Here is a 19,736-nt window from a genome sequence, read left to right on the forward strand (position 1 = left end):
ATGCAGACAGACGACCTCGATTCCATCGCCCGCGATATCCTGCGCCGCAACGACCGCGGGACCTACACGATCCCCACCAGCGGGCTCTATCCGTTCCAGTGGAACTGGGATTCCGCCTTCGCCGCCTGGGGCTTCGCCACCTTCGACCCCTCCCGTGCCTGGACCGAGCTTGAAACCCTGTTCTCCGCCCAATGGGACACCGGCATGGTGCCCCACATCATCTTCCACCGCGACGACGAGGGCTATTTCCCCGGTCCCGGCGTCTGGGGCACCGGCACCACGCCGCCCTCCTCCGGCATCTCGCAGCCCCCCGTCGCCGCGATCCTCGCCCGCCTGATCCACGACAGCGCGGGCGGCACCGACCGCCTGCGGGCGCTCTACCCGAAGATGCTGGCCTGGCACCGCTGGTGGCAGCGCGCGCGCACCGTGAACGGCACCGCCTGCATCACCCACCCCTGGGAATCGGGCCGCGACAACTGCCCCGACTGGGATCCCGGCATGGCCAACGTCGACGGCTCGAACGTCGGCCCCTACCAGCGGCGCGACACCGGCCACGTCGACCCCTCCATGCGCCCGGGGAAAGAGGATTACGACCGCTACCTCGCCATCGTCCAGTTCGGCCGCGCCTGCGGCTGGGACCAGGACACGATCCTGAACGACGGCCCCTTCCTCATGGCAGACCCGGCGATCCACTTCATCCTGATGCGCGCCAACCGCGACCTCGCCGCCCTCGCCCGCACCCTGGGCGAGGACCCGGCCGAGCCCGAGGCCATGGCGGCCGAACTCGAAGCCGCGCTGCCCTCGATCTGGAACGACCACCTGCAAGCCTACTGCGCCCGCGACATGAAGACCGGCACCTTCGCCGAGAGCCTGTCCTCCGGCGCCGCCCTCGGCCTCCTCGCGGGGGTCGAGAACGCGGCCATGGAGACGAAACTGGCGGCCATGTGGGACCGGGTCGCCTACGGCATCCCCTCGAACGACCCCGCCGCCCCCAGCTTCAACGCGCGGCGCTACTGGCGCGGCCCCACCTGGCCCGTGGTCAACGCGCTGATCGCCATCGGCCTTCGTTCCGCCGGGCGCCACGCCGAGGAGACGCGCCTGCGCGCCGAAACCGCGGCCCTGATCCGCCAGGGCGGCTTCTTCGAGTACTTCGATCCGCAGGACGGCACCGCCTGCGGCGGCGACAACTTCACCTGGACCGCCGCCATCTGGCTGGCCTGGGCGAACGGGGCGAACGGGAGGGACTGACCATGGGCGCCATCGCACTGAACGGCATCGAGAAATGGTTCGGCGACCTCCAGGTCATCAAGGGCATCGACCTCGACATCCGCGACGGCGAGTTCGTCGTCTTCGTCGGCCCCTCCGGCTGCGGCAAGTCCACGCTGCTCCGGATGATCGGCGGGCTGGAGGAGATCAGCCGCGGCGCCCTCGTCATCGACGGCCGCGACGTGACCTCGGACCCGCCCTCGAAACGCGGTCTGTCGATGGTGTTCCAGTCCTACGCCCTCTACCCGCACATGTCCGTGCGCGACAACATGGGCTTCTCGCTGAAGACCGCGGGCGCCCCGAAGTCCGAGATCGACGCCAAGGTGGACGAGGCCGCGCGGGTGCTGAAGCTGAACGACTACCTCGACCGTCGGCCCAAGGCGCTTTCGGGCGGGCAGCGGCAGCGCGTCGCCATCGGCCGCTCGATCGTCCGCGACCCCACGGCGTTCCTCTTCGACGAACCCCTGTCGAACCTCGACGCCGCTCTCCGGGTCGAAATGCGCTACGAGATCGCCAAGCTGCACCAGTCGCTGGGGCGCACGATGATCTACGTCACCCACGACCAGGTCGAGGCGATGACGCTGGCCGACCGGATCGTGGTGCTGGAATACGGCACCATCGCCCAGGCCGGCACCCCGCGCGAGCTTTACGAACGCCCCGCCAACCTGTTCGTGGCCGAGTTCATCGGCTCCCCCGCCATGAACATCCTGCCCTGCACCACCGAAGGCGGGCGGGCCACGGTGGCGGGCGGCGCGTCGCTCGACTTCCCGGGCAGCCGCCCGGCGGTCAAGCTCGGGATCCGCCCCGAACACCTGGCGACCGCGGCCCCCGGAGAAGGCCTTGTCGGCGGCACGGTCGAAGTGGTCGAATACCTCGGCGCCGACAGCTTCCTGCTGGTCGAGACCGAAAAGGCCGGCCGCATCACCGTGCGCACCGCCGACACCGAAGGCCGCAAACCCGGCGACCGCATCGGCATCGCGCCAAGGGGCGATTTCCACTTCTTCGACAAGGACGGCCTTGCCATCCGCTAGGCCCGCGCGTCACCCCGCATCTCCCGAACGAAAAAGGGCGCGCCCCTCGCAGGAGCGCGCCCTTCGCCTGTCACGGAACAGGCCCTCAGTTCGGGATGTCGCCCGTCAGACCCTCGACGTAGAAATTCATGCCCAGCAGCGTGCCGTCGTCCGCCGTCTCGCCCTCGGCCAGCCAGTCCGACCCGTCCTGCTTCTTCAGGGGCCCGGTGAACGGGTGATACTCTCCGCTCGCGATCTTGTCCTTCAGCGCCAGCGCCTCGGCCTTCACCTCTTCCGGCACGGCCGAGGAGATCTCGCCGATCTTCACCATGCCCGCGCCGATCCCGTCCCAGGTGTCGTCGCTTTGCCAGGTGCCGTCCATCACTGCGCGGACCCGCTCGATATAGTAGGGCGCCCAGTTGTCGATGATCGAGCTGACCCGCGGCATCGGCGCGAATTCCGCCATGTCCGAGGCCTGCCCGAAGGTATAGACGTTTCCGGCCTTCTCCGCCGCCGCCTGGGGCGCGGTGGAATCGGTGTGCTGCAGGATCACGTCGTTGCCCTGCTCGATCAGCGCGGTGGCGGCGTCGGCCTCCTTCGCAGGGTCGAACCAGGTATAGGCCCAGACCACGTTGAACTCGACATCCGGGTTCGCCTTCTTGGCGTGGATGTAGGCCGAGTTGATGCCGCGGATCACCTCGGGGATCGGGTAGGACCCGATATAGCCGATCTTGTTCGTCTTGGTCAGCTTGCCCGCGATGTGGCCCTGGATCGCGCGCCCCTCGTAGAAGCGGGCGGAATAGGTGCCCACGTTGTCGGTCCGCTTGAAGCCGGTGGCGTGTTCGAACTTCACGTCCGGGAACTTGGCCGCGACGTTGATCGTCGGGTCCATGTAGCCGAAGGAGGTGGTGAAGATCAGCTTCGCGCCCGACAGCGCCATCTGCGTCATCGCCCGCTCGGCATCCGCGCCCTCGGGCACGCTTTCCTGGTACACCGTCTCGACCTTGTCGCCGAACTCCTCCTCGACCGCGAGGCGCGCCTGGTTGTGCTCATACGTCCAGCCGCCGTCGCCGATCGGCCCGACGAAGATGAAGCCGACCTTCAGCGGCCCGTCCTGGGCGACGGCCAGATTGGCGCCGGCGAGTACGGCTGCCGCGGCCGCGGTGCCCAGAAGTGTTCTGCGTTGCATGGTTCTTCCCCTGTTGAACGCCCCGGCTTCATACCGGGGTCTTGATGAACGAACTGTCAAGTTTCCTCACGAGGACGCGTGGAAAACGCGCCCCAGCATGGCCGGTGCGGCGGTGGAGGCGCGGCCGCGTCCCGCCGACATGATGACGAGCACGACGATGGTTAACACAAAGGGCGACATCGACAAGACCTCGACCGGGACCGGCAGCTGCGCCGCCTGCAGGTTCAGCTGGAGCACGGTCATCCCGCCGAAAAGATAGGCCCCGAGCAGGATCCGCCCGGGCCGCCAGCTGCCGAAGACGACGATGGCCAGCGCGATCCACCCCGCCCCCGCGGTCATCCCGTCGGTCCACTGCGGCACCCTCACGAGGCTGAGATACGCCCCGCCAAGCCCCGCGCAGGCGCCGCCGAAGGCGATGGCGGCAAAGCGGATCGCCACCACCTTGTACCCCAGCGCATGGGCCGCGTCGTGGCTTTCGCCCACCGCCCGCAGCACCAGCCCGGCGCGGCTGTAGCGCAGGAAGAGCCAGACGCCGAGGGTCAGCGCGAGGCCGAAGTAGACCACCCAGTCGTGCGAGAACAGGAGCCGCCCGAGGAACGGGATCTCCGACAGCGGCCCGAGATCCAGCCGCGTTGTCGGCGGCGGCTTCACGCCGCGATAGCCCTGGCCGATCAGGGCCGAGATGCCGATGCCGAACAGCGTCAGCGCCAGCCCGCTCGCCACCTGGTTCGCCAGCAGAAGCTGCGTCAGCACCCCGAAGAGCAGCGCCAGCAGCGCCCCCCCCGCCGCCGCGCCGAGGAAGCCAACCAGCGGAGAGCCGGTCTCGACCGCCATGGCGAAGCCGCAGATCGCGCCGGTGATCATCATCCCCTCGACCCCGAGGTTCAGCACGCCCGACTTCTCGCAGACCAGTTCGCCGATCGCCGCCAGCAGGATCGGCGTCGCCGCGACCATCAGCGAGGCAAGCAGGACGGCGGGGGAGATGACGCTCAGATCCATTGCCGATCCCCCCGTGGGCGGTGCGGATGCATGACTTCGACCGGGGTCCTCACGCCATCGCCCTCCCGAACCGAACGCGGAAATTGATCAGCACGTCGACCGCCAGCAGGAAGAACAGCAGCATCCCCTGGAACGCCTGGATCGCCGCGGCGGGCAGGCCAAGCGTCGACTGCGCCGCCTCGCCGCCGATGTAGGTCAGCGCCATCAGGAGGCCGGCCAGCAGGATCCCCACCGGGTGCAGCCGCCCGAGGAAGGCGACGATGATCGCCGTGAACCCGTATCCGACGTTGAAGTCGATGGAGATCTGCCCCGCGGGCCCGGTCAGCTCGAACAGTCCCGCGAGCCCGGCAAGGGCGCCGGAGACCGAGAAGCAGAACAGCACCAGCCGCGACGGCGACACCCCGGAAAACCGTGCCGCCCGGGGCGCCTGCCCGGCCAGCCGGATGTGGAACCCGGTCATGTGCCGGTTCAGCAGCACATAGGCGAAGATCACCGCGATCATCGCCGCCACCACCCCCCAGTGCATCCCCGTCCCCGCGATCAGCTCGGGGTTCGAGGCCGCGGGATACTGCGCCAGGTTGCGCGATCCGGGAAACCCCTGGCCTTCGGGATTCTTCAGCCACCTCAGGGCGCTCGCCGCCAGCAGCTGCTCGGCCACGTAGACCAGCAGCAGCGAGACGAGGATCTCGTTGGTGTTGAACCGCGTCTTCAGGATTCCCGGGATCATCGCCCAGAGCCATCCGCCAAGCGCCCCGGCGACCACCATCAAGGGGAAGATGTACCACCCCTCCGCCGGGTAGAAGGCCAGCCCCACCGCCCCGCCGCAGAGTGCGCCGACGATGTACTGGCCTTCGGCCCCGATGTTCCAGACCCCCGCGCGGAACCCCAGCGATAGCCCCACCGCGATCAGCACCAGCGGCGCCGCCTTCACCAGAAGCTGGCCGCGGTAGTAGAAGGCGTATTCGCCGAGGATCGGATCCCAGAAGATCGTCTTCATCGCGACGAACGGATCCTTGCCCAGAAGCGCGAACAGGGCACCGCCTGCGATCATCGTCAGGACCACCGCCAGAACCGGCGTCAGCGCCGTCCATCCTCGCGAGGGCTCGGGGCGCTTCTCCAGCCGGATCAATGAACGGCTCCCGTCGCGCCCGAAGAGACTTTTTGCCTCCGGCGGGGATATTTATGAAGCAAAGATGGGGGGGTGGCGCACTCCGGCTCCATCCTCGCCTTCCAGGTATCCCGGCCCGAGGAATTGAATTCTTCACGCCGTCCCATGCGCCGCCTCCAGGTCGTGGGCGCCGCCCAGCATCAGCCCGATCTCCTCGACGCTCAGCCCCTTCGCGGGGCGCGGCGGCGACAGACGCCCCTCGTTCAGGGCGCAGAAGCGGTCGGAAATCTCCATCAGCTCGTCCAGGTCCTGGCTGATCACGACGATCGCCGCACCCCGCGCCGCAAGGTCAAGCAGGGCCTGGCGGATGGACGCGGCGGCGCTGGCGTCGACGCCCCAGGTTGGCTGGTTCACCACCAGCACCCGCGGCTCCTGCAGGATCTCGCGGCCGATCACGAACTTCTGCAGGTTCCCCCCCGACAGCGAGCGCGCCGCGTGGGAGGGGCCCGGCGTGCGCACGTCGAACTCCGCGATGATCCGCTCGGCGAAGACCCTTGCCTTGCGCCAGTCCAGAAAACCCCTCGTCTCCAGCCCCATGCGTCCCGACCCGGTGAGCATGGCGTTCTCCGTCAGGCTCATGTCCGGCGCGGCGGCATGGCCCAGCCGCTCTTCCGGCGCCGCGAGAAGCCCGAGCCTGCGCCGCTCGACCGGGCCGAGCGCGCCGACGTCCCGGCCGTCGACCCGCACCGCCCCCGCCGCCACCGGCGCCTCGCCCGACAGCACTGCCAGCAGCTCGTCCTGGCCGTTGCCCGCGACGCCGCCGATGCCCAGAACCTCGCCCGCGCGCACCGAGAAGCCGATGTCCTTCAGGCTGGTGCCGAAGGGCGTGGCGGGGCGCAGCGACAGACCAGAGACCTCCAGCACCACCTTTCCGCCCTCCGCCGCGGCCCGCGTGGGGGTGATCAGGGTCTGGCCCACCATCATCTCGGCCAGCTCCCGCGCCGAGACCTCGGCGGGCGTGCAGTTCGCCACCACCTTGCCGAGCCGCAGGATCGTCGCCCCGTCGCAGAGGCTGCGGATCTCCTCGAGCTTGTGGGAGATGTAGAGGATCGCGGTGCCCTCGGCGGCAAGCTGGCGCAGGGTGGCGAACAGGATCTCCACCTCCTGCGGCGTCAGCACCGAGGTCGGCTCGTCCATGATCAGCAGCTTCGGCGACTGGAGCAGGCAGCGCACGATCTCGACCCGCTGCCGCTCGCCCGCACTGAGGTCGCCGACGGTGCGGGCGGGGTCCAGCGGCAGGCCGTAGGCCTGCGAGACCTCGCGGATCCGCTGCGCGAGCGCCCGGCGCGGCGGCGGGTTCTCCATCCCAAGCGCCACATTCTCGGCCACGTCGAGCGCGTCGAACAGCGAGAAGTGCTGGAACACCATGGCCACGCCCGAGGCGCGGGCGGCATTCGGGTTCGGCGGCGCATAGGGCGCGCCGTTCAGCTGCATCCGCCCCGCATCCGGACGCACCAGCCCGTAGATCATCTTGACCAGCGTCGACTTGCCGGCCCCGTTCTCGCCCAGCAACGCATGGACCCGGCCCGGCCCGACGGAAAACGACACGTCGCTGTTGGCCACGACGCCCGGATAGGCCTTGGTCAGCCCCTCGATCCGCAGCAGCGGTTCCGCCTCGCTCACGCGCTGTCCCTCGCCGCGTTTTCCCCTTGTCGCTGTCTGAGTAGCGCGGCGATGACCCCGACGGCAATGGCCCGCGGGTGTTTCCCGAGCTCCGGTCGCCCGATCGGGCAGCAGATGCGCGAAATCGCGGCATCGGAGTGCCCGAGCTGGCGCAAGCGGCTTTGGAACCGCGCCCATTTCGTGGCAGAGCCGATCAGGCCGATGGACTCCACCTTTCGCTCCAGCAGCGCCGAACAGAGCGCGAGGTCGATGTCGTGGGAATAGGTGAAGATGAGATGGTCGGCGTGCACCTCGGATCTGCGCGCCAGGACCGGCATGTCGGCGGCGGGAACGGCCTTCACGCCCCGCGGAACGCGGTCCGGAAATCGATCTGGTGCGCTGTCGACCCAAGTCACCTTGAACGCCTGGGGCGGGAGTTCGCGCACCACCGCACGTCCGACGTGGCCGGCCCCCCAGAGCCACAGGTGCCGCGGATGCAGTCGCGCCGTCTGACACATGTAGTCGCGCATGACATGCAGATCGTCGGCGTCTGTTCGCCGCGGCTCCCGGGTGAACCGCAGGGTGACCGCCCCGCCACAGCACTGGCCGAGGTCGGGACCCAGCGGAAAGGTTCGCGTCACCTCCGGCCCCTCGCGCGCCAGAATGTCGCGGGCCAGTGCGATGGCCCGGTGCTCCAGCGCTCCGCCGCCGATGGTGCCGCGGGTCGTCTCGACCGTGACCTCCATCGCCGTACCCGCATCGCGCGGCGTCGAGCCGCGCGTGCCGACGATCTCGACCCAGAGCCTGTTCATCCGCGCACCCGCTTCACCGACGCCAGCACCCGTTCCGGCGTGGCAGGTGCGTCTAGCGCGGGATACGGCGCATCCGGCCCGCCGCAGGCCGCAACGGCATCGGACAGCGCCATCAGCACCGAGATCCCCAGCATCAGCGGCGGCTCCCCCACCGCCTTCGAACGATAGACCGTCGCCTCGCGGTTCTCCCCGTCCCAGAGCGCGACGTTGAAGATGTCGGGCCGGTCCGACACCGCCGGGATCTTGTAGGTCGAGGGCGCGTGGGTCCTGAGCCGCCCGCGCTCGTCCCAGACCAGCTCCTCGGTCGTCAACCAGCCCGCGCCCTGGACGTACCCTCCCTCGATCTGTCCGATGTCGAGCGCCGGGTTCAGCGAGGCGCCGCAGTCGTGCAGCAGGTCGGCGCGCAGGATCCGGTTCTCGCCGGTCAGGGTGTCGATCACCACCTCGCTCACCGCCGCGCCGTAGGCGAAGTAGAAGAACGGACGTCCCCTGCCCGCGATCCGGTCCCAGCTGACCTTGGGCGTCGCATAGAAGCCGGTGGAGGACAGGCTGATCCGGTTCTGATAGCACAGCGCGGCCGCCTTCGCGAAGGCATAGACCTCGCCGCCCACCCGCACCTCGCCGCCCGAGAAGACGACGGTTGCGGGATCGGCCTGATGCAACCCCGCCACGAACTCCGCCATCCGCCCGCGGATCGTGTCGCAGGCCGCCTGCACGGCCATCCCGTTCAGGTCGGACCCCGAGGAGGCGGCGGTGGCCGAGGTGTTCGGCACCTTGCCCGTGTCCGTCGGCGTGATCTTCACCGCCGAGACATCGACCCCGAACCGCGCCGCCGCCACCTGCGCCACCTTCTGGAACAACCCCTGTCCCATCTCGGTGCCGCCGTGGTTCATGTGGATCGAGCCGTCCTGGTAGACATGCACCAGCGCCCCGGCCTGGTTCAGGTGGGTCAGCGTGAAGGAGATCCCGAACTTCACCGGGGTCAGCGCCAGCCCCCGCTTCAGCAGCGGGTTGGCCGCGTTCCAGTCGGCCACCGCCTGCCGCCGCGCGGCATAGCCCGCGCTCTCGGCCAGCCGGTCGACCAGGGCGTTGACGATGCAATCCTCGACCGCCATGCCGTAGGGCGTCGTCTGGATGCCGCCCGCCGCAACCTCGGGATGCCCCTCCGCCGGGATCTCGGCCGCCGCCCCGCGGGAGGCGAGGTCGAGACCGTCCTCCATCTTTGCTTCGGAAATATCCTCGGGGGAAGCAGCCGCAGGCTGCGGGGGGGCAGACAGCCCCCCGCCTGCGCGCAGCGCAGGCATGTCGGCGTAGAAGTTCAGCCGCCGCACCTCCAGCGGGTCGCGACCGACGGCGTGGGCGACGTGGTCCAGCACCCGCTCGATCCCGACCATCCCCTGAGGTCCGCCGAAGCCGCGGAAGGCGGTGGCGGACTGGGTGTTGGTCTTCAGCCGGTGCGATTCGATCCGGACGTTGTCGAGGCTGTAGGCATTGTCGGCGTGCAGCATCGCCCGGTCCGCCACCGGCAGCGACAGGTCCTGCGCCCAGCCGCAGCGGGCGTACTGCACGAACTCGATCCCCAGCAGCCGCCCCTCGGCGTCGTGGCCGACGCGGTAGGCGATGCGGAAGTCGTGCCGCTTGCCCGTCACCACCATGTCGTCGTCGCGGTCGTACCGCATCTTGCAGGGCCGGCCCGTCGCCCGAGCCGCCACGGCGCAGATCACGGCCAACGCGTTGCCCTGGCTCTCCTTGCCGCCGAAGCCGCCGCCCATGCGCCGCACCTCGCAGCGCACGGCGTTCATCGGCACGCCCAGGGCCTCGGCCACCTTGTGCTGGATCTCGGTCGGGTGCTGGGTCGAGGAATGGATCACCATGTCCCCGCCCTCCTGCGGCAGGGCAAGCGCCGCCTGGCCTTCGAGGTAGAAATGTTCCTGCCCGCCGATCTCGATGCTGCCCTCGGTCACATGGGGTGCGGCGGCGATGGCGGCGGCGGCGTCGCCCTTGCCCCAGACCCGCGGCGCATCCTCGAACCGGCTGTTCGCGGCCAGCGCATCGTCGATGGTCAGGAGCGCGGGAAGCGGCTCGATCTCCAACTTCCCCAGCCGCACCGCCTTGCGGGCCGCAAGGTGCGAGGTCGCGGCGACGGCAAAGACGGGCTGGCCGACGTAGTGGACGGTGCCGTCCGCCAGCAGCGGCTCGTCGTGGATCGAGGGCGAGACGTCGTTGGCGAAGGGCAGGTCGTCGGCGGTGAAGACCGCGACGACCCCCGGCGCGGCCCGCACTGCGTCGAGGTCCATGCCCGCGATCCGGCCATGGGCGGTGTCGGACAGCCCGAAGGCCAGGTGCAGGCAGTTGGCGGGCACGGGGATGTCGTCGACATAGCGTGCCGCGCCGGTGACGTGCAGGCGCGCGGCGTCGTGGGGCAGGGGGCGCGCGACGGCGTCGGGGGTGGCGCTGTCCTTCATGGCGCGACCTCCCGCACCCGCACGGGGGTGCCGAGATCCTCCAGCAGGTAGCGCGACAGCAGCCCCCGCGCGGCGTCGAGCCGGTAGGCCGCCGAGGCGCGCATGTCGCTCATCGGCCGGAAGTCCTGCTCCCAGGCGCCCTCCGCCGCCTCGACGGTCTTACGGTTCCACGTCTGGCCCACAAGCGCGGCCTCGACCGCCGCCGCCCGCTTCGGCACGCCCGCCATGCCGCCGAAGACGATCCGCGCCCCGGTCACGGTGCCGTCCTCGACGCGGATCGAGAAGCAGCCGCAGACGGCGCTGATGTCCTGGTCGAAGCGCTTGGAGATCTTGTAGCATCTCAGCCGGTCCGGCTGCCGCGGGATCGTCACCGCCTCGACGAACTCGCCCGGTGCCCGGTCCTGCTTGCCGTAGGCGAGGAAGAAGTCTTCCAGCGGCATCGACCGGCGCGCGTTCCCGTGCCGGAGGTGCAGCGTCGCGCCGAGGGCGATCAGCGCCGGGGGGCTGTCGCCGATGGGCGAGCCGTTGGCGATGTTGCCGCCGATCGTGGCGGCGTTCCTGACCTGGACGCTGCCGTAGCGGTCGAGCAGCGCGGCGAAATCCGGATGGTGGGGCGCGATGGCCTCACGCAGGGCGGTGAGGGTGACGCCCGCGCCGATGCGGATTTCGTCCTCGCCGATGTCGATGCCCTGAAGGTCCGAGATGCCGTTCAGGTAGCAGACCCTGCCGAGGTCGCGCAGGCCCTTCGTGACCCAGAGGCCGACGTCCGTGGCGCCCGCGATCAGTGTGGTGTCGGGGTTGTCGGCGTACCAGCGCGCCAGCTCGTCCGCCGTCGCGGGGCGGTAAGCGTCGAGGGGGCTTTCCGCCCCCCGCGCCTGCGGCGCGTCCCCCGAGGATATTTGGGAAGCAAAGATGGAGGGAGTCATCCACTGCGGCACCGGCTGCGCTTCGGCGGCCCTCGCCGCGCGGATGATCGGGGCGTAGCCGGTGCAGCGGCAGAGGTTGCCGGCGAGCTGGATGTCGTGGTCGGTGCGACCGTTCAGATGGGCGGTGGCCATGGTGACGGCGAAGCCCGGAGTGCAGAAGCCGCATTGCGAGCCGTGGTGGTCGACCATCGCCTGCTGGACGGGGTGAAGCTCGCCGTCCGGGCCGGAGAGGCCCTCGACCGTGGTCACGGCCTTGCCCTGGAGCTGGGGCAGGAACAGGATGCAGGCGTTCAGCGCGCGGTGGCCGGTGTCGTCGCTGACCATGACGGTGCAGGCGCCGCAGTCGCCCTCGTTGCAGCCTTCCTTGGTGCCGGTCAGGCCCCTCGCCTCGCGCAGCCAGTCGAGCAGGGTGGTCGTCGCCGGAACATCGCCCGGCGACACGGTCTCTCCGTTCAAGCGGAACGTGAGTGGCATTTCGAAAATCCGCCGCCTTCTCTGCGAGGGGCCCCATGCGCCCCCGCCCGATGCGGCGTAAAGCGGGGTGCGCGGCCCGTGCACGCGCAGCAAAGCGCGATTTCCGGGGCCGCGCAAGGGGCCGGTTCGTCAGAGTGTGCGGGCGAGCGTCTCGAGCTGCGTCGTGGCGGTGCCCCAGCCGTCGTGAAAGCCCATGGCGGCATGGGCCTCGGTATGTTCCTTCGTGGCGTGGCGCACCGTGGCGGTGTAACGGCAGCCGCCGTTCTCGGGCTCCATCAGGATCTCGGCCGAGAAGCCGAAGTCCATGGGCCCGGTGCCGATGACGTTCGGCACGAAATCGGGGCCGAGGCAGTTGGTCCAGACCAGCCGTGTCGCCGGTTCGGCGACGAGGATGCAGCCGGGATCGCCCGCCATGGTGCCGTGCTCGGGCACCACCATCACCGTGCGGAAGATGCCGCCGGGGCGGGGGTCGATCTCGGCCTCCGTGGTCTCGACCGGCTTCGGCGCGAACCACTGGCGCAGCAGGTCCGGTTCGGTCCAGCAGCGCCAGACCGTTGCCGGGCTGGCCTTGATGTGGCGGGTGAAGGTGAGGGTGGTGTCGGTCATTCCTGCGCTCCATCGGGGGTCCGTTCACGGTCGATGCGTTCGGCGAGCCCCGCCAGCCGGTCGCCCCGCGCCTCCCACACCGCCCGCTGGCGGGCGAGCCATTCGGCAAGGGGGGCCAGGGCGGCGGGTTCCAGCCGGCAGATCCGCTGGCGGCCCTCCTTGGCCGTGCGGATCAGGCGGACGCGTTCCAGCACGCCGAGGTGCTGGAGGAAGGCGGGCAGGGACATGCCGTGGGGTCCGGCCAGCTCCTTGACCGCGGCGGGCCCCTGCGACAGCCGCTCGATCACCGCCCGGCGGGTCGGATCGGCGAGGGTGGCGAGGAGGGAATCGAGGTCATGGTTAGGCATGTGCCTAAGTAACATGATCATGGGCCCGAGGCGACAAAATGGTCAGGCGCTCCCTTGGGTATTTCTCTGCTTCCGGTTGCCGCCCCCGCGCACTACGTTCCCCGCCATGACAAGCTCTCCCCGATTCATCCACCTGCGCCTGCACACCGAGTATTCGCTGCTGGAGGGGGCCATGCGGCTGAAGAAGCTGCCGGGCCTCTGCGCCGCCGCCGGGATGCCCGCGGTGGCCGTCACCGACACGAACAACATGTTCGCCGCGCTGGAATTTTCCGTCGCCGCCGTGGATGCCGGGGTGCAGCCGATCGTCGGCTGCCAGGTCGACGTCGCCTTCGACCCCGCCGAGCTGGGCGAGAAGCCGCGCGATCCCGCGCCGCTGGTCCTGCTGGCGCAGAACGAGGCGGGCTATGGCAACCTGATGAAGCTGAACTCGGCGCTCTATCTAGACAAGGGCGGCGCGCGGCCGGAGATCACGCTGGAGCAGCTGGAGGCCCATGCAGATGGGCTGATCTGCCTTTCGGGCGGGCCGGGCGGGCCGGTGGGGCGGTTCCTGGGCGCGGGGCACAGGGGCAAGGCCGAGGCGCTGCTCGCGCGGCTGCACCGGGCCTTCGGCGACCGGCTTTACGTCGAGTTGCAGCGCCATCCCGAGGAGGGCGGCACGCTGGGCGACCGCGAGCGGCTGATCGAGCGGGGTCATGTCGAGATGGCCTATGCGATGGACCTGCCGCTGGTCGCCACCAACGACGTCTACTTCCCGAAGCCCGCGATGTACGAGGCCCACGATGCGCTGATCTGCATCGCCGAGGGCGCCTATGTCGATCAGGCGGGGCCGCGCCGCCGCCTGACCCCGCAGCATTATTTCAAGAGCCCGGCCGAGATGGCGGCCCTGTTCGCCGACCTGCCCGAGGCGCTGGAGAACACCGTCGAGATCGCGCGGCGCTGCGCCTTCAAGGCGGTGAAGCGGGCGCCGATCCTGCCGCGCTTCGCCGACGACGAGGTGGAGGAGCTGCGGCGGCAGGCGAAGGAGGGCCTGGTCGCGCGGCTGAAGGTGATCCCCCATGCCGCGTCCGTGGAGGAATACGAGCAGCGGCTGGAGTTCGAGCTGGGGATCATCGAGGGGATGGGATTTCCCGGCTACTTCCTGATCGTGGCCGACTTCATCAAGTGGGCGAAGGATCACGACATCCCGGTGGGGCCGGGGCGGGGCTCGGGCGCCGGGTCGCTCGTCGCCTATGCACTTACGATCACCGACCTCGATCCCCTGCGCTATTCGCTGCTGTTCGAGCGGTTCCTGAACCCCGAGCGGGTCAGCATGCCGGACTTCGACATCGACTTCTGCATGGACCGGCGGGAAGAGGTGATCCGGTACGTGCAGGGCAAGTACGGGCGCGACAAGGTGGGGCAGATCATCACCTTCGGCGCGCTCCTGTCCAAGGCCGCGGTGCGCGACGTGGGGCGGGTGTTGCAGATGCCCTACGGGCAGGTGGACCGCCTTTCCAAGATGATCCCGGTGGAGGGGGTGAAACCCGTCTCGATCGAGAAGGCGCTGGCCGACGAGCCGCGCCTGCGCGAGGAGGCACGGAACGAGGAAGTGGTGGCGCGGCTGCTGGACTATGGCCAGCAGGTGGAGGGGCTGCTTCGGAACGCCTCGACCCACGCCGCGGGGGTGGTGATCGGCGACCGGCCGCTGGACGAGCTGGTGCCGCTCTACCAGGATCCGCGCTCGGACATGCCGGCGACGCAGTTCAACATGAAGTGGGTCGAACAGGCGGGGCTGGTGAAGTTCGACTTCCTGGGCCTGAAGACCCTGACCGTGATCCAGAACGCCATCGACCTGATCCTGGACCGCGACGACGGGGGCGCGATCCGCGGGCGCCCGCTGCATGTCGCGGCGGACGGGCGGACATTGTACGAACCCGCGCCGGGGGGCGAGAACGACATCGCGCTGATCCCGCTGGACGACGAAGCCTCCTACAAGCTTTACGCCAGCGCGAAGACGGTGGCGGTGTTCCAGGTGGAAAGCTCGGGCATGATGGACGCGCTCCGGCGCATGAAGCCCACCTGCATCGAGGATATCGTGGCGCTGGTGGCGCTCTACCGTCCGGGGCCGATGGAGAACATCCCGGTCTATTGCGAGGTGAAGAACGGCCTGCGCGAGATCACCTCGATCCACCCGCTGATCGACCACATCCTGGAAGAGACCCAGGGCATCATCGTCTACCAGGAGCAGGTGATGCAGATCGCCCAGGTGATGGGCGGCTATTCCCTCGGCGGCGCGGACCTGCTGCGCCGGGCCATGGGCAAGAAGATCAAGGAGGCGATGGACGCCGAACGCCCGAAGTTCGAGAAGGGCGCGGCGGCGAACGGGGTGGACAAGAAGAAGGCGAAGGAGGTCTTCGACCTTCTGGAGAAGTTCGCCAACTACGGCTTCAACAAGTCCCACGCCGCCGCCTATGCCGTCGTCAGCTACCAGACGGCCTGGCTGAAGGCGAACCACCCGGTCGAGTTCATGGCCGGCGTGATGAATTGCGATATCCATCTGACCGACAAGCTGGCCATCTATGCCGAGGAGGTGCGGCGGGGCCTCGGGATCGGGATCGTGCCGCCCTGCGTCAACCGTTCGGGTGCGACCTTCACGGTGAAGGACGGGCAGATCGTCTATGCGCTCGGCGCGCTGAAGAACGTCGGTGTCGAGGCGATGAGGATCATCACCGAGGCGCGGATCGTGAACGGCCGCGACAAGCCCTTCGCGACCCTCTTCGACCTGGCCCGCCGGGCCGACCTGAAGCGGGTCGGCAAGCGGCCGATGGAGATGCTGGCAAGGGCCGGCGCCTTCGACCAGCTGGATCCGAACCGGCGGCGGGTGTTCGACTCGCTCGATGCGCTGGTCGGCTACTCCGCCGCGATCCACGAACAGAAGGCGTCGAACCAGGTGTCGCTGTTCGGCGAGGCGGGCGACGACCTGCCCGAGCCGCGGCTTTCGCCCGCCTCGGACTGGCTGCCCTCCGAGAAGCTGGCCGAGGAACACAAGGCCGTCGGCTTCTATCTCTCGGGTCACCCGCTCGACGACTACATGGCGCCGCTGAAGCGCAAGGGCGTCCTGACGCTCGAGGCGCTGAGCCAGAAGGCGCAGCAGGGGCCGCAGGTGGCCAAGCTGGCCGGTGCGGTCGCGTCGCGGCAGGAGCGGAAGTCGGCCAAGGGCAACCGCTTCGCCTTCGTGCAGATGTCCGACCCGACGGGGCTTTACGAAGTCACGCTGTTCTCGGACACGCTGGAGAAGTGCCGCGAGTTTCTTGAGCCGGGGATGAATGTTGTGGTGACGGTCGAGGCGACGATGGAGGCGGAGCAGCTGAAGCTGCTGGGCCGCGCCGTGGCACCCATCGACACGGCGGTCGCGGATGCGGGGGGATCGGGTCTCAGGGTTTTCATCGACGAGGCCGAGGCGGTCGCCTCTGTCGCCGCGCTCCTGCAGCGGGCCATGGGCGACAAGACCATAAGGATGCGCGGGCCGGTGTCGCTGTGCCTGATGCACAAGGATCTGCCGGGCGAGGTCGAGGTCGCGCTGGGCGAGCGCTTCCCGGTGACGCCGCAGATCAAGGGGGCGATCAAGTCGCTCGGCGGCGTGGTCACGGTCGAGGATATCTAGGCGATGCGGTTCCTTTCCCTGGCGCTCTGCGCGCTCCTGATCCTGCCGCTCGCGGCCTGCCAGTCCACGGGCGGCCGCGCGCCCGACGATCCGCCCATCGTCGGCCTTGCCGAGGCGCAGACGCTGGAAGGCGAGGGCGATGAGGGGCCGCTGGACGGCTCCGTCGGCGACCCGGCCGATGCGCTGGAGGAGCAGGCGGCGCTATCCGCGCCCACCGGCGGCGGCGGCCTGTTCGCGGCGCTGTTCCGCCGCGGCGGGGGCAGCGACGACACGCCCGAGGTCGAGCCCGGCACCACGCTGCCCTTCGGCCAGGTGGCCGAGGTCTGCGGCGTCTCCGCGCGCAGCCTCGGCACCGAGGTCGACGCCGCGCCGAAGGAGGGGAGGGCCCGCTTCGCCCTGATCGACCCCGCGCCGCAGTCCACCGCGCTGCGCACCCAGTACGTCACCGGCTTCTCCGACCGCTGCGCGCGGCAGTTCACCGGCGCGCTGGTGCTGTTCGGGTCGCCCGACGTGCACGAGACGAACCGCTATGCCCCCGGCAACCGGCGCGCCTACACCGCGACCGATACGGCCTATGAGAAGCTGAAATCGCGGGTCTGCGGGGTGAAGCCGCAGACGCCCTGTCCTGCGGACCGCGCCGACCGGATCCAGAAGGCGGCGGTCTTCGTCACCGTCTATCCGCAGTTCGGAACCTCGAACGAGTGGTTCGAGCTGCTGCTCTCGGACGGCAGGATCCTCGCCTACGACATGACCGGATCCTGAGCGCCCGCGTGCCGCCCGGCCCTACCAGTGCGGCGGCCGCTGGTCGGCCAGCGGCACGGTGCCGCCCTCGGACAGTTCGCGTTCGGCCTCGCGGCGCATGACCATCTCCAGCCGCCGTTCCAGGCGCTCGATCCTCGTCTGCTGCTCGGCCACGATGTCCGACAGTTCGTCGGTCGTGCGGAGCAGGTGGGCGATGCGTTCTTCGAGGGTCTGGCGGTCCATGACCCCGCTCTAGCAGGGCCGCGGCTTTCGCAAAAGCCCCCACCGCGGCCCCTTGCCGCCCCCCTGCGCCTGCCCTAGTCTCGGCCTCACCTCGGGGTGCCGGAGACGGCTGAGATGCGCCAGTGCGCGAACCCGTTGAACCTGAACCGGTTCGCACCGGCGGAGGGAAGGTCAGAGCATACCTCTACCCCCACTCCGATCATCGTTCGCCCGGGCCTTGCAAGGCACCGGCAGAAAGGATCGAAGACATGAAACGACCCCTCATCGCAGCCGCCCTGCTGGCCCTCGCCCCGGTAGCAGTCCCCATGGCAGAGGCGCAGGAGAAACCCGTCCTGACGGTCTATACCTACGACAGCTTCATCGCCGAATGGGGCCCCGGCCCCGCCATCGAGGAGGCGTTCGAGAAGACCTGCGCCTGCGACCTGGCCTTCGTCGGCGCGGGCGACGGCGCGGCGCTGCTGGCGAGGCTGAAGCTGGAAGGCGCGCGCACGAAGGCGGACGTGGTGCTGGGCCTCGACACCAGCCTGATCGCCGCCGCGGCCGAAACTGGGATGTTCGCGAAATACGAGGGCAAGGAGGCGGCCTTCGACCTGCCCGTCGCCTGGGAGGACGACACCTTCGTGCCCTACGACTGGGGCTATTTCGCCTTCGTCTACGACAGGACGAAGATCGAGACCCCGCCCGCCGACTTCCGTGCACTGGCCGACAGCGGCCTGAAGATCGTGATCCAGGACCCCCGGTCGTCCACTCCCGGCCTGGGCCTGCTGCTCTGGGTCAAGGCGACCTACGGCGACGAGGCGCAGGCGATCTGGGAGGGGCTGGCCGACAACATCGTGACGGTGACGAAGGGCTGGTCGGAAAGCTATGGCATGTTCCTCGAGGGCGAGGCCGACATGGTGCTGAGCTACACCACCTCGCCCGCCTACCACCTGATCGCCGAGAAGGACGACACCAAGGCCGCCGCCCCCTTCGCCGAGGGCCATTACCTCCAGGTCGAGGTCGCGGCCGCCGTCGCCTCGTCCGACCATCCCGACCTCGCGCAGGACTTCCTGGACTTCGTGACAACCGACGCCTTCCAGGCGGTGATCCCGACGACGAACTGGATGTATCCCGCCGTGATCCCGACCGGCGGCCTGCCCGACGGGTTCGAGACGCTGATGAACCCGGACAAGGCGCTGCTGTTCCCGCCAAGCGAGGCGGACGAGGCGCGGCAGGTGGCGCTGGACGAATGGCTCGCCGCGCTCGGCCGCTAGACGGCTTCGCCTGCGCCGGGATCGCCGCCGCCGCGCTGGTCCTGGCGCTGATGCTCGGGACCGTCGCGGCGGTGCTGGCGCGGGCCGAGACGGGGGTGCGCTTCGGCCCCGCCGACTGGGCGGCGCTGCGCTTCACGCTGGTGCAGGCGGTGCTCTCGGCGGGCTTGAGCGTCGCGCTGGCGGTGCCGGTGGCGCGCGCGCTGGCGCGGCGGCGGTTCCGCGGACGCGGGTTGCTCGTCACGCTGATGGGGGCGCCGTTCATCCTGCCGGTGATCGTCGCCGTGCTGGGCCTGCTTGCCGTCTACGGCCGCGCGGGCTGGATCTCGGACCTGATCGCGCCGCTGGGTCTCGGGCCGCTCGACATCTACGGACTGAAGGGCGTGGTGCTGGCCCATGTGTTCTTCAACCTGCCGCTCGCCACGCGGCTGATCCTCCAGGGCTGGCTCGCCATCCCGGCCGAACGCTTCCGCCTTGCCGCGAGCCTCGGGGCCGGGCCCTGGGACATCGCCCGGCTGCTCGAGCGGCCGATGCTGCGCGCCGTGCTGCCCGGCGCGACGATGGTGATCTTCCTGATCTGCACCACTTCCTTCGCCGTCGCGCTGGCGCTTGGCGGCGGTCCCGCCGCCACCACCGTCGAACTCGCCATCTACCAGGCGTTCCGGTTCGATTTCGACCTGGCCCGCGCGGCGGTGCTGGCGCTGCTGCAACTGGCGCTGTCCTTCGCCGCCGCCCTCGCCGCCCTCGCGCTGACGGTGCCGCAAAGCGGGATCGGCGGGCTGGACCGCAGCGTCGAACGCTGGGATGCCGACCGTCCGCTGCTGCGCCGGCTCGACGCGGCGCTGATCGCGCTGGCCGCGCTGTTCCTGCTCGCGCCGCTGGCCGCCATCGCCGCGAAGGGGCTGCCGCAGCTCGCCACGCTCGACGCCGGGGCCTGGGCCGCGGCGGGGCGGTCGGTCTTTGTCGCGGCGGTGTCGGTCGCGGTGACGCTGGCG

Annotated in this window: 16 protein-coding genes and 1 riboswitch; of the genes, 6 read left to right on the forward strand and 10 right to left on the reverse strand. The window is 69.8% G+C overall.

Annotation, left to right across the window (positions count from 1 at the left end; translation table 11 throughout):
- Window positions 1-1,248 (forward strand): MGH1-like glycoside hydrolase domain-containing protein, encoded by a 1,248-nt coding sequence (locus tag A7B20_RS05035; protein ID WP_342747218.1) that lies wholly within the window; start codon window positions 1-3, stop codon window positions 1,246-1,248.
- 2 nt (window positions 1,249-1,250) lie between these two features.
- Window positions 1,251-2,297 (forward strand): ABC transporter ATP-binding protein, encoded by a 1,047-nt coding sequence (locus A7B20_RS05040; protein WP_102107462.1) that lies wholly within the window; start codon window positions 1,251-1,253, stop codon window positions 2,295-2,297.
- 85 nt (window positions 2,298-2,382) lie between these two features.
- Here the strand turns inward: A7B20_RS05040 and A7B20_RS05045 are convergent, their stop codons facing one another.
- The 9 genes from A7B20_RS05045 to A7B20_RS05085 all read right to left on the reverse strand — a co-directional run bounded on the left by A7B20_RS05045 (window position 2,383) and on the right by A7B20_RS05085 (window position 12,864).
- Window positions 2,383-3,465: a BMP family ABC transporter substrate-binding protein gene (locus A7B20_RS05045; RefSeq protein WP_102107463.1), complete on the reverse strand. Its 1,083-nt coding sequence runs from the start codon at window positions 3,463-3,465 to the stop codon at window positions 2,383-2,385.
- Window positions 3,466-3,531: 66 nt separating this feature from the next.
- On the reverse strand, window positions 3,532-4,464 hold the full coding sequence (locus A7B20_RS05050) for an ABC transporter permease (RefSeq protein WP_102107464.1): 933 nt from the start codon (window positions 4,462-4,464) through the stop codon (window positions 3,532-3,534).
- Window positions 4,465-4,513: 49 nt separating this feature from the next.
- Complete coding sequence (locus A7B20_RS05055; protein ID WP_102107465.1) at window positions 4,514-5,593, reverse strand: ABC transporter permease; 1,080 nt, start codon at window positions 5,591-5,593, stop codon at window positions 4,514-4,516.
- A gap of 132 nt (window positions 5,594-5,725) precedes the next feature.
- Complete coding sequence (locus A7B20_RS05060; RefSeq protein ID WP_245866577.1) at window positions 5,726-7,255, reverse strand: ABC transporter ATP-binding protein; 1,530 nt, start codon at window positions 7,253-7,255, stop codon at window positions 5,726-5,728.
- Window positions 7,252-8,046, reverse strand: coding sequence for a xanthine dehydrogenase accessory protein XdhC (xdhC, locus tag A7B20_RS05065; RefSeq protein ID WP_102107466.1), 795 nt, complete (start codon window positions 8,044-8,046; stop codon window positions 7,252-7,254). The genes A7B20_RS05060 and xdhC overlap by 4 nt, the downstream gene beginning before the upstream one ends.
- Complete coding sequence (gene xdhB, locus A7B20_RS05070; protein WP_102107467.1) at window positions 8,043-10,511, reverse strand: xanthine dehydrogenase molybdopterin binding subunit; 2,469 nt, start codon at window positions 10,509-10,511, stop codon at window positions 8,043-8,045. The genes xdhC and xdhB overlap by 4 nt, the downstream gene beginning before the upstream one ends.
- Window positions 10,508-11,911, reverse strand: coding sequence for a xanthine dehydrogenase small subunit (gene xdhA / locus A7B20_RS05075; RefSeq protein WP_102107468.1), 1,404 nt, complete (start codon window positions 11,909-11,911; stop codon window positions 10,508-10,510). Before xdhA ends, xdhB begins: the two co-directional genes overlap by 4 nt.
- A gap of 129 nt (window positions 11,912-12,040) precedes the next feature.
- Window positions 12,041-12,517, reverse strand: a complete 477-nt coding sequence (locus A7B20_RS05080) for an SRPBCC family protein (protein ID WP_102107469.1) — start codon at window positions 12,515-12,517, stop codon at window positions 12,041-12,043.
- Window positions 12,514-12,864 (reverse strand): ArsR/SmtB family transcription factor, encoded by a 351-nt coding sequence (locus A7B20_RS05085; protein WP_102107470.1) that lies wholly within the window; start codon window positions 12,862-12,864, stop codon window positions 12,514-12,516. The genes A7B20_RS05080 and A7B20_RS05085 overlap by 4 nt, the downstream gene beginning before the upstream one ends.
- Before the next feature lie 106 nt (window positions 12,865-12,970).
- On the opposite strand from A7B20_RS05085, the gene dnaE reads away from it, so the two are divergent.
- Both dnaE and A7B20_RS05095 read left to right on the forward strand, forming a co-directional pair.
- Window positions 12,971-16,507 (forward strand): DNA polymerase III subunit alpha, encoded by a 3,537-nt coding sequence (gene dnaE, locus A7B20_RS05090; protein WP_102107471.1) that lies wholly within the window; start codon window positions 12,971-12,973, stop codon window positions 16,505-16,507.
- A 3-nt stretch (window positions 16,508-16,510) separates the two neighbouring features.
- Window positions 16,511-17,269, forward strand: coding sequence for a hypothetical protein (locus A7B20_RS05095; protein ID WP_102107472.1), 759 nt, complete (start codon window positions 16,511-16,513; stop codon window positions 17,267-17,269).
- A gap of 21 nt (window positions 17,270-17,290) precedes the next feature.
- Here the strand turns inward: A7B20_RS05095 and A7B20_RS05100 are convergent, their stop codons facing one another.
- A complete protein-coding gene (locus tag A7B20_RS05100; protein WP_102107473.1) occupies window positions 17,291-17,491 on the reverse strand; it encodes a SlyX family protein in 201 nt (66 codons plus the stop codon).
- 82 nt (window positions 17,492-17,573) lie between these two features.
- A riboswitch (TPP riboswitch) is annotated at window positions 17,574-17,676 on the forward strand.
- Window positions 17,677-17,739: 63 nt separating this feature from the next.
- Between A7B20_RS05100 and thiB the strand changes: the two genes are divergently transcribed.
- A complete protein-coding gene (gene thiB / locus A7B20_RS05105; protein ID WP_102107474.1) occupies window positions 17,740-18,744 on the forward strand; it encodes a thiamine ABC transporter substrate binding subunit in 1,005 nt (334 codons plus the stop codon).
- Window positions 18,720-19,736 (forward strand): ABC transporter permease family protein (locus A7B20_RS05110; RefSeq protein WP_102107475.1); only part of this gene is annotated, 1,017 nt, incomplete at its 3' end. The genes thiB and A7B20_RS05110, both read left to right, overlap by 25 nt.

This window comes from Oceaniglobus roseus (assembly GCF_002869745.1).
Classification (GTDB): Bacteria; Pseudomonadota; Alphaproteobacteria; order Rhodobacterales; family Rhodobacteraceae; genus Oceaniglobus; species Oceaniglobus roseus.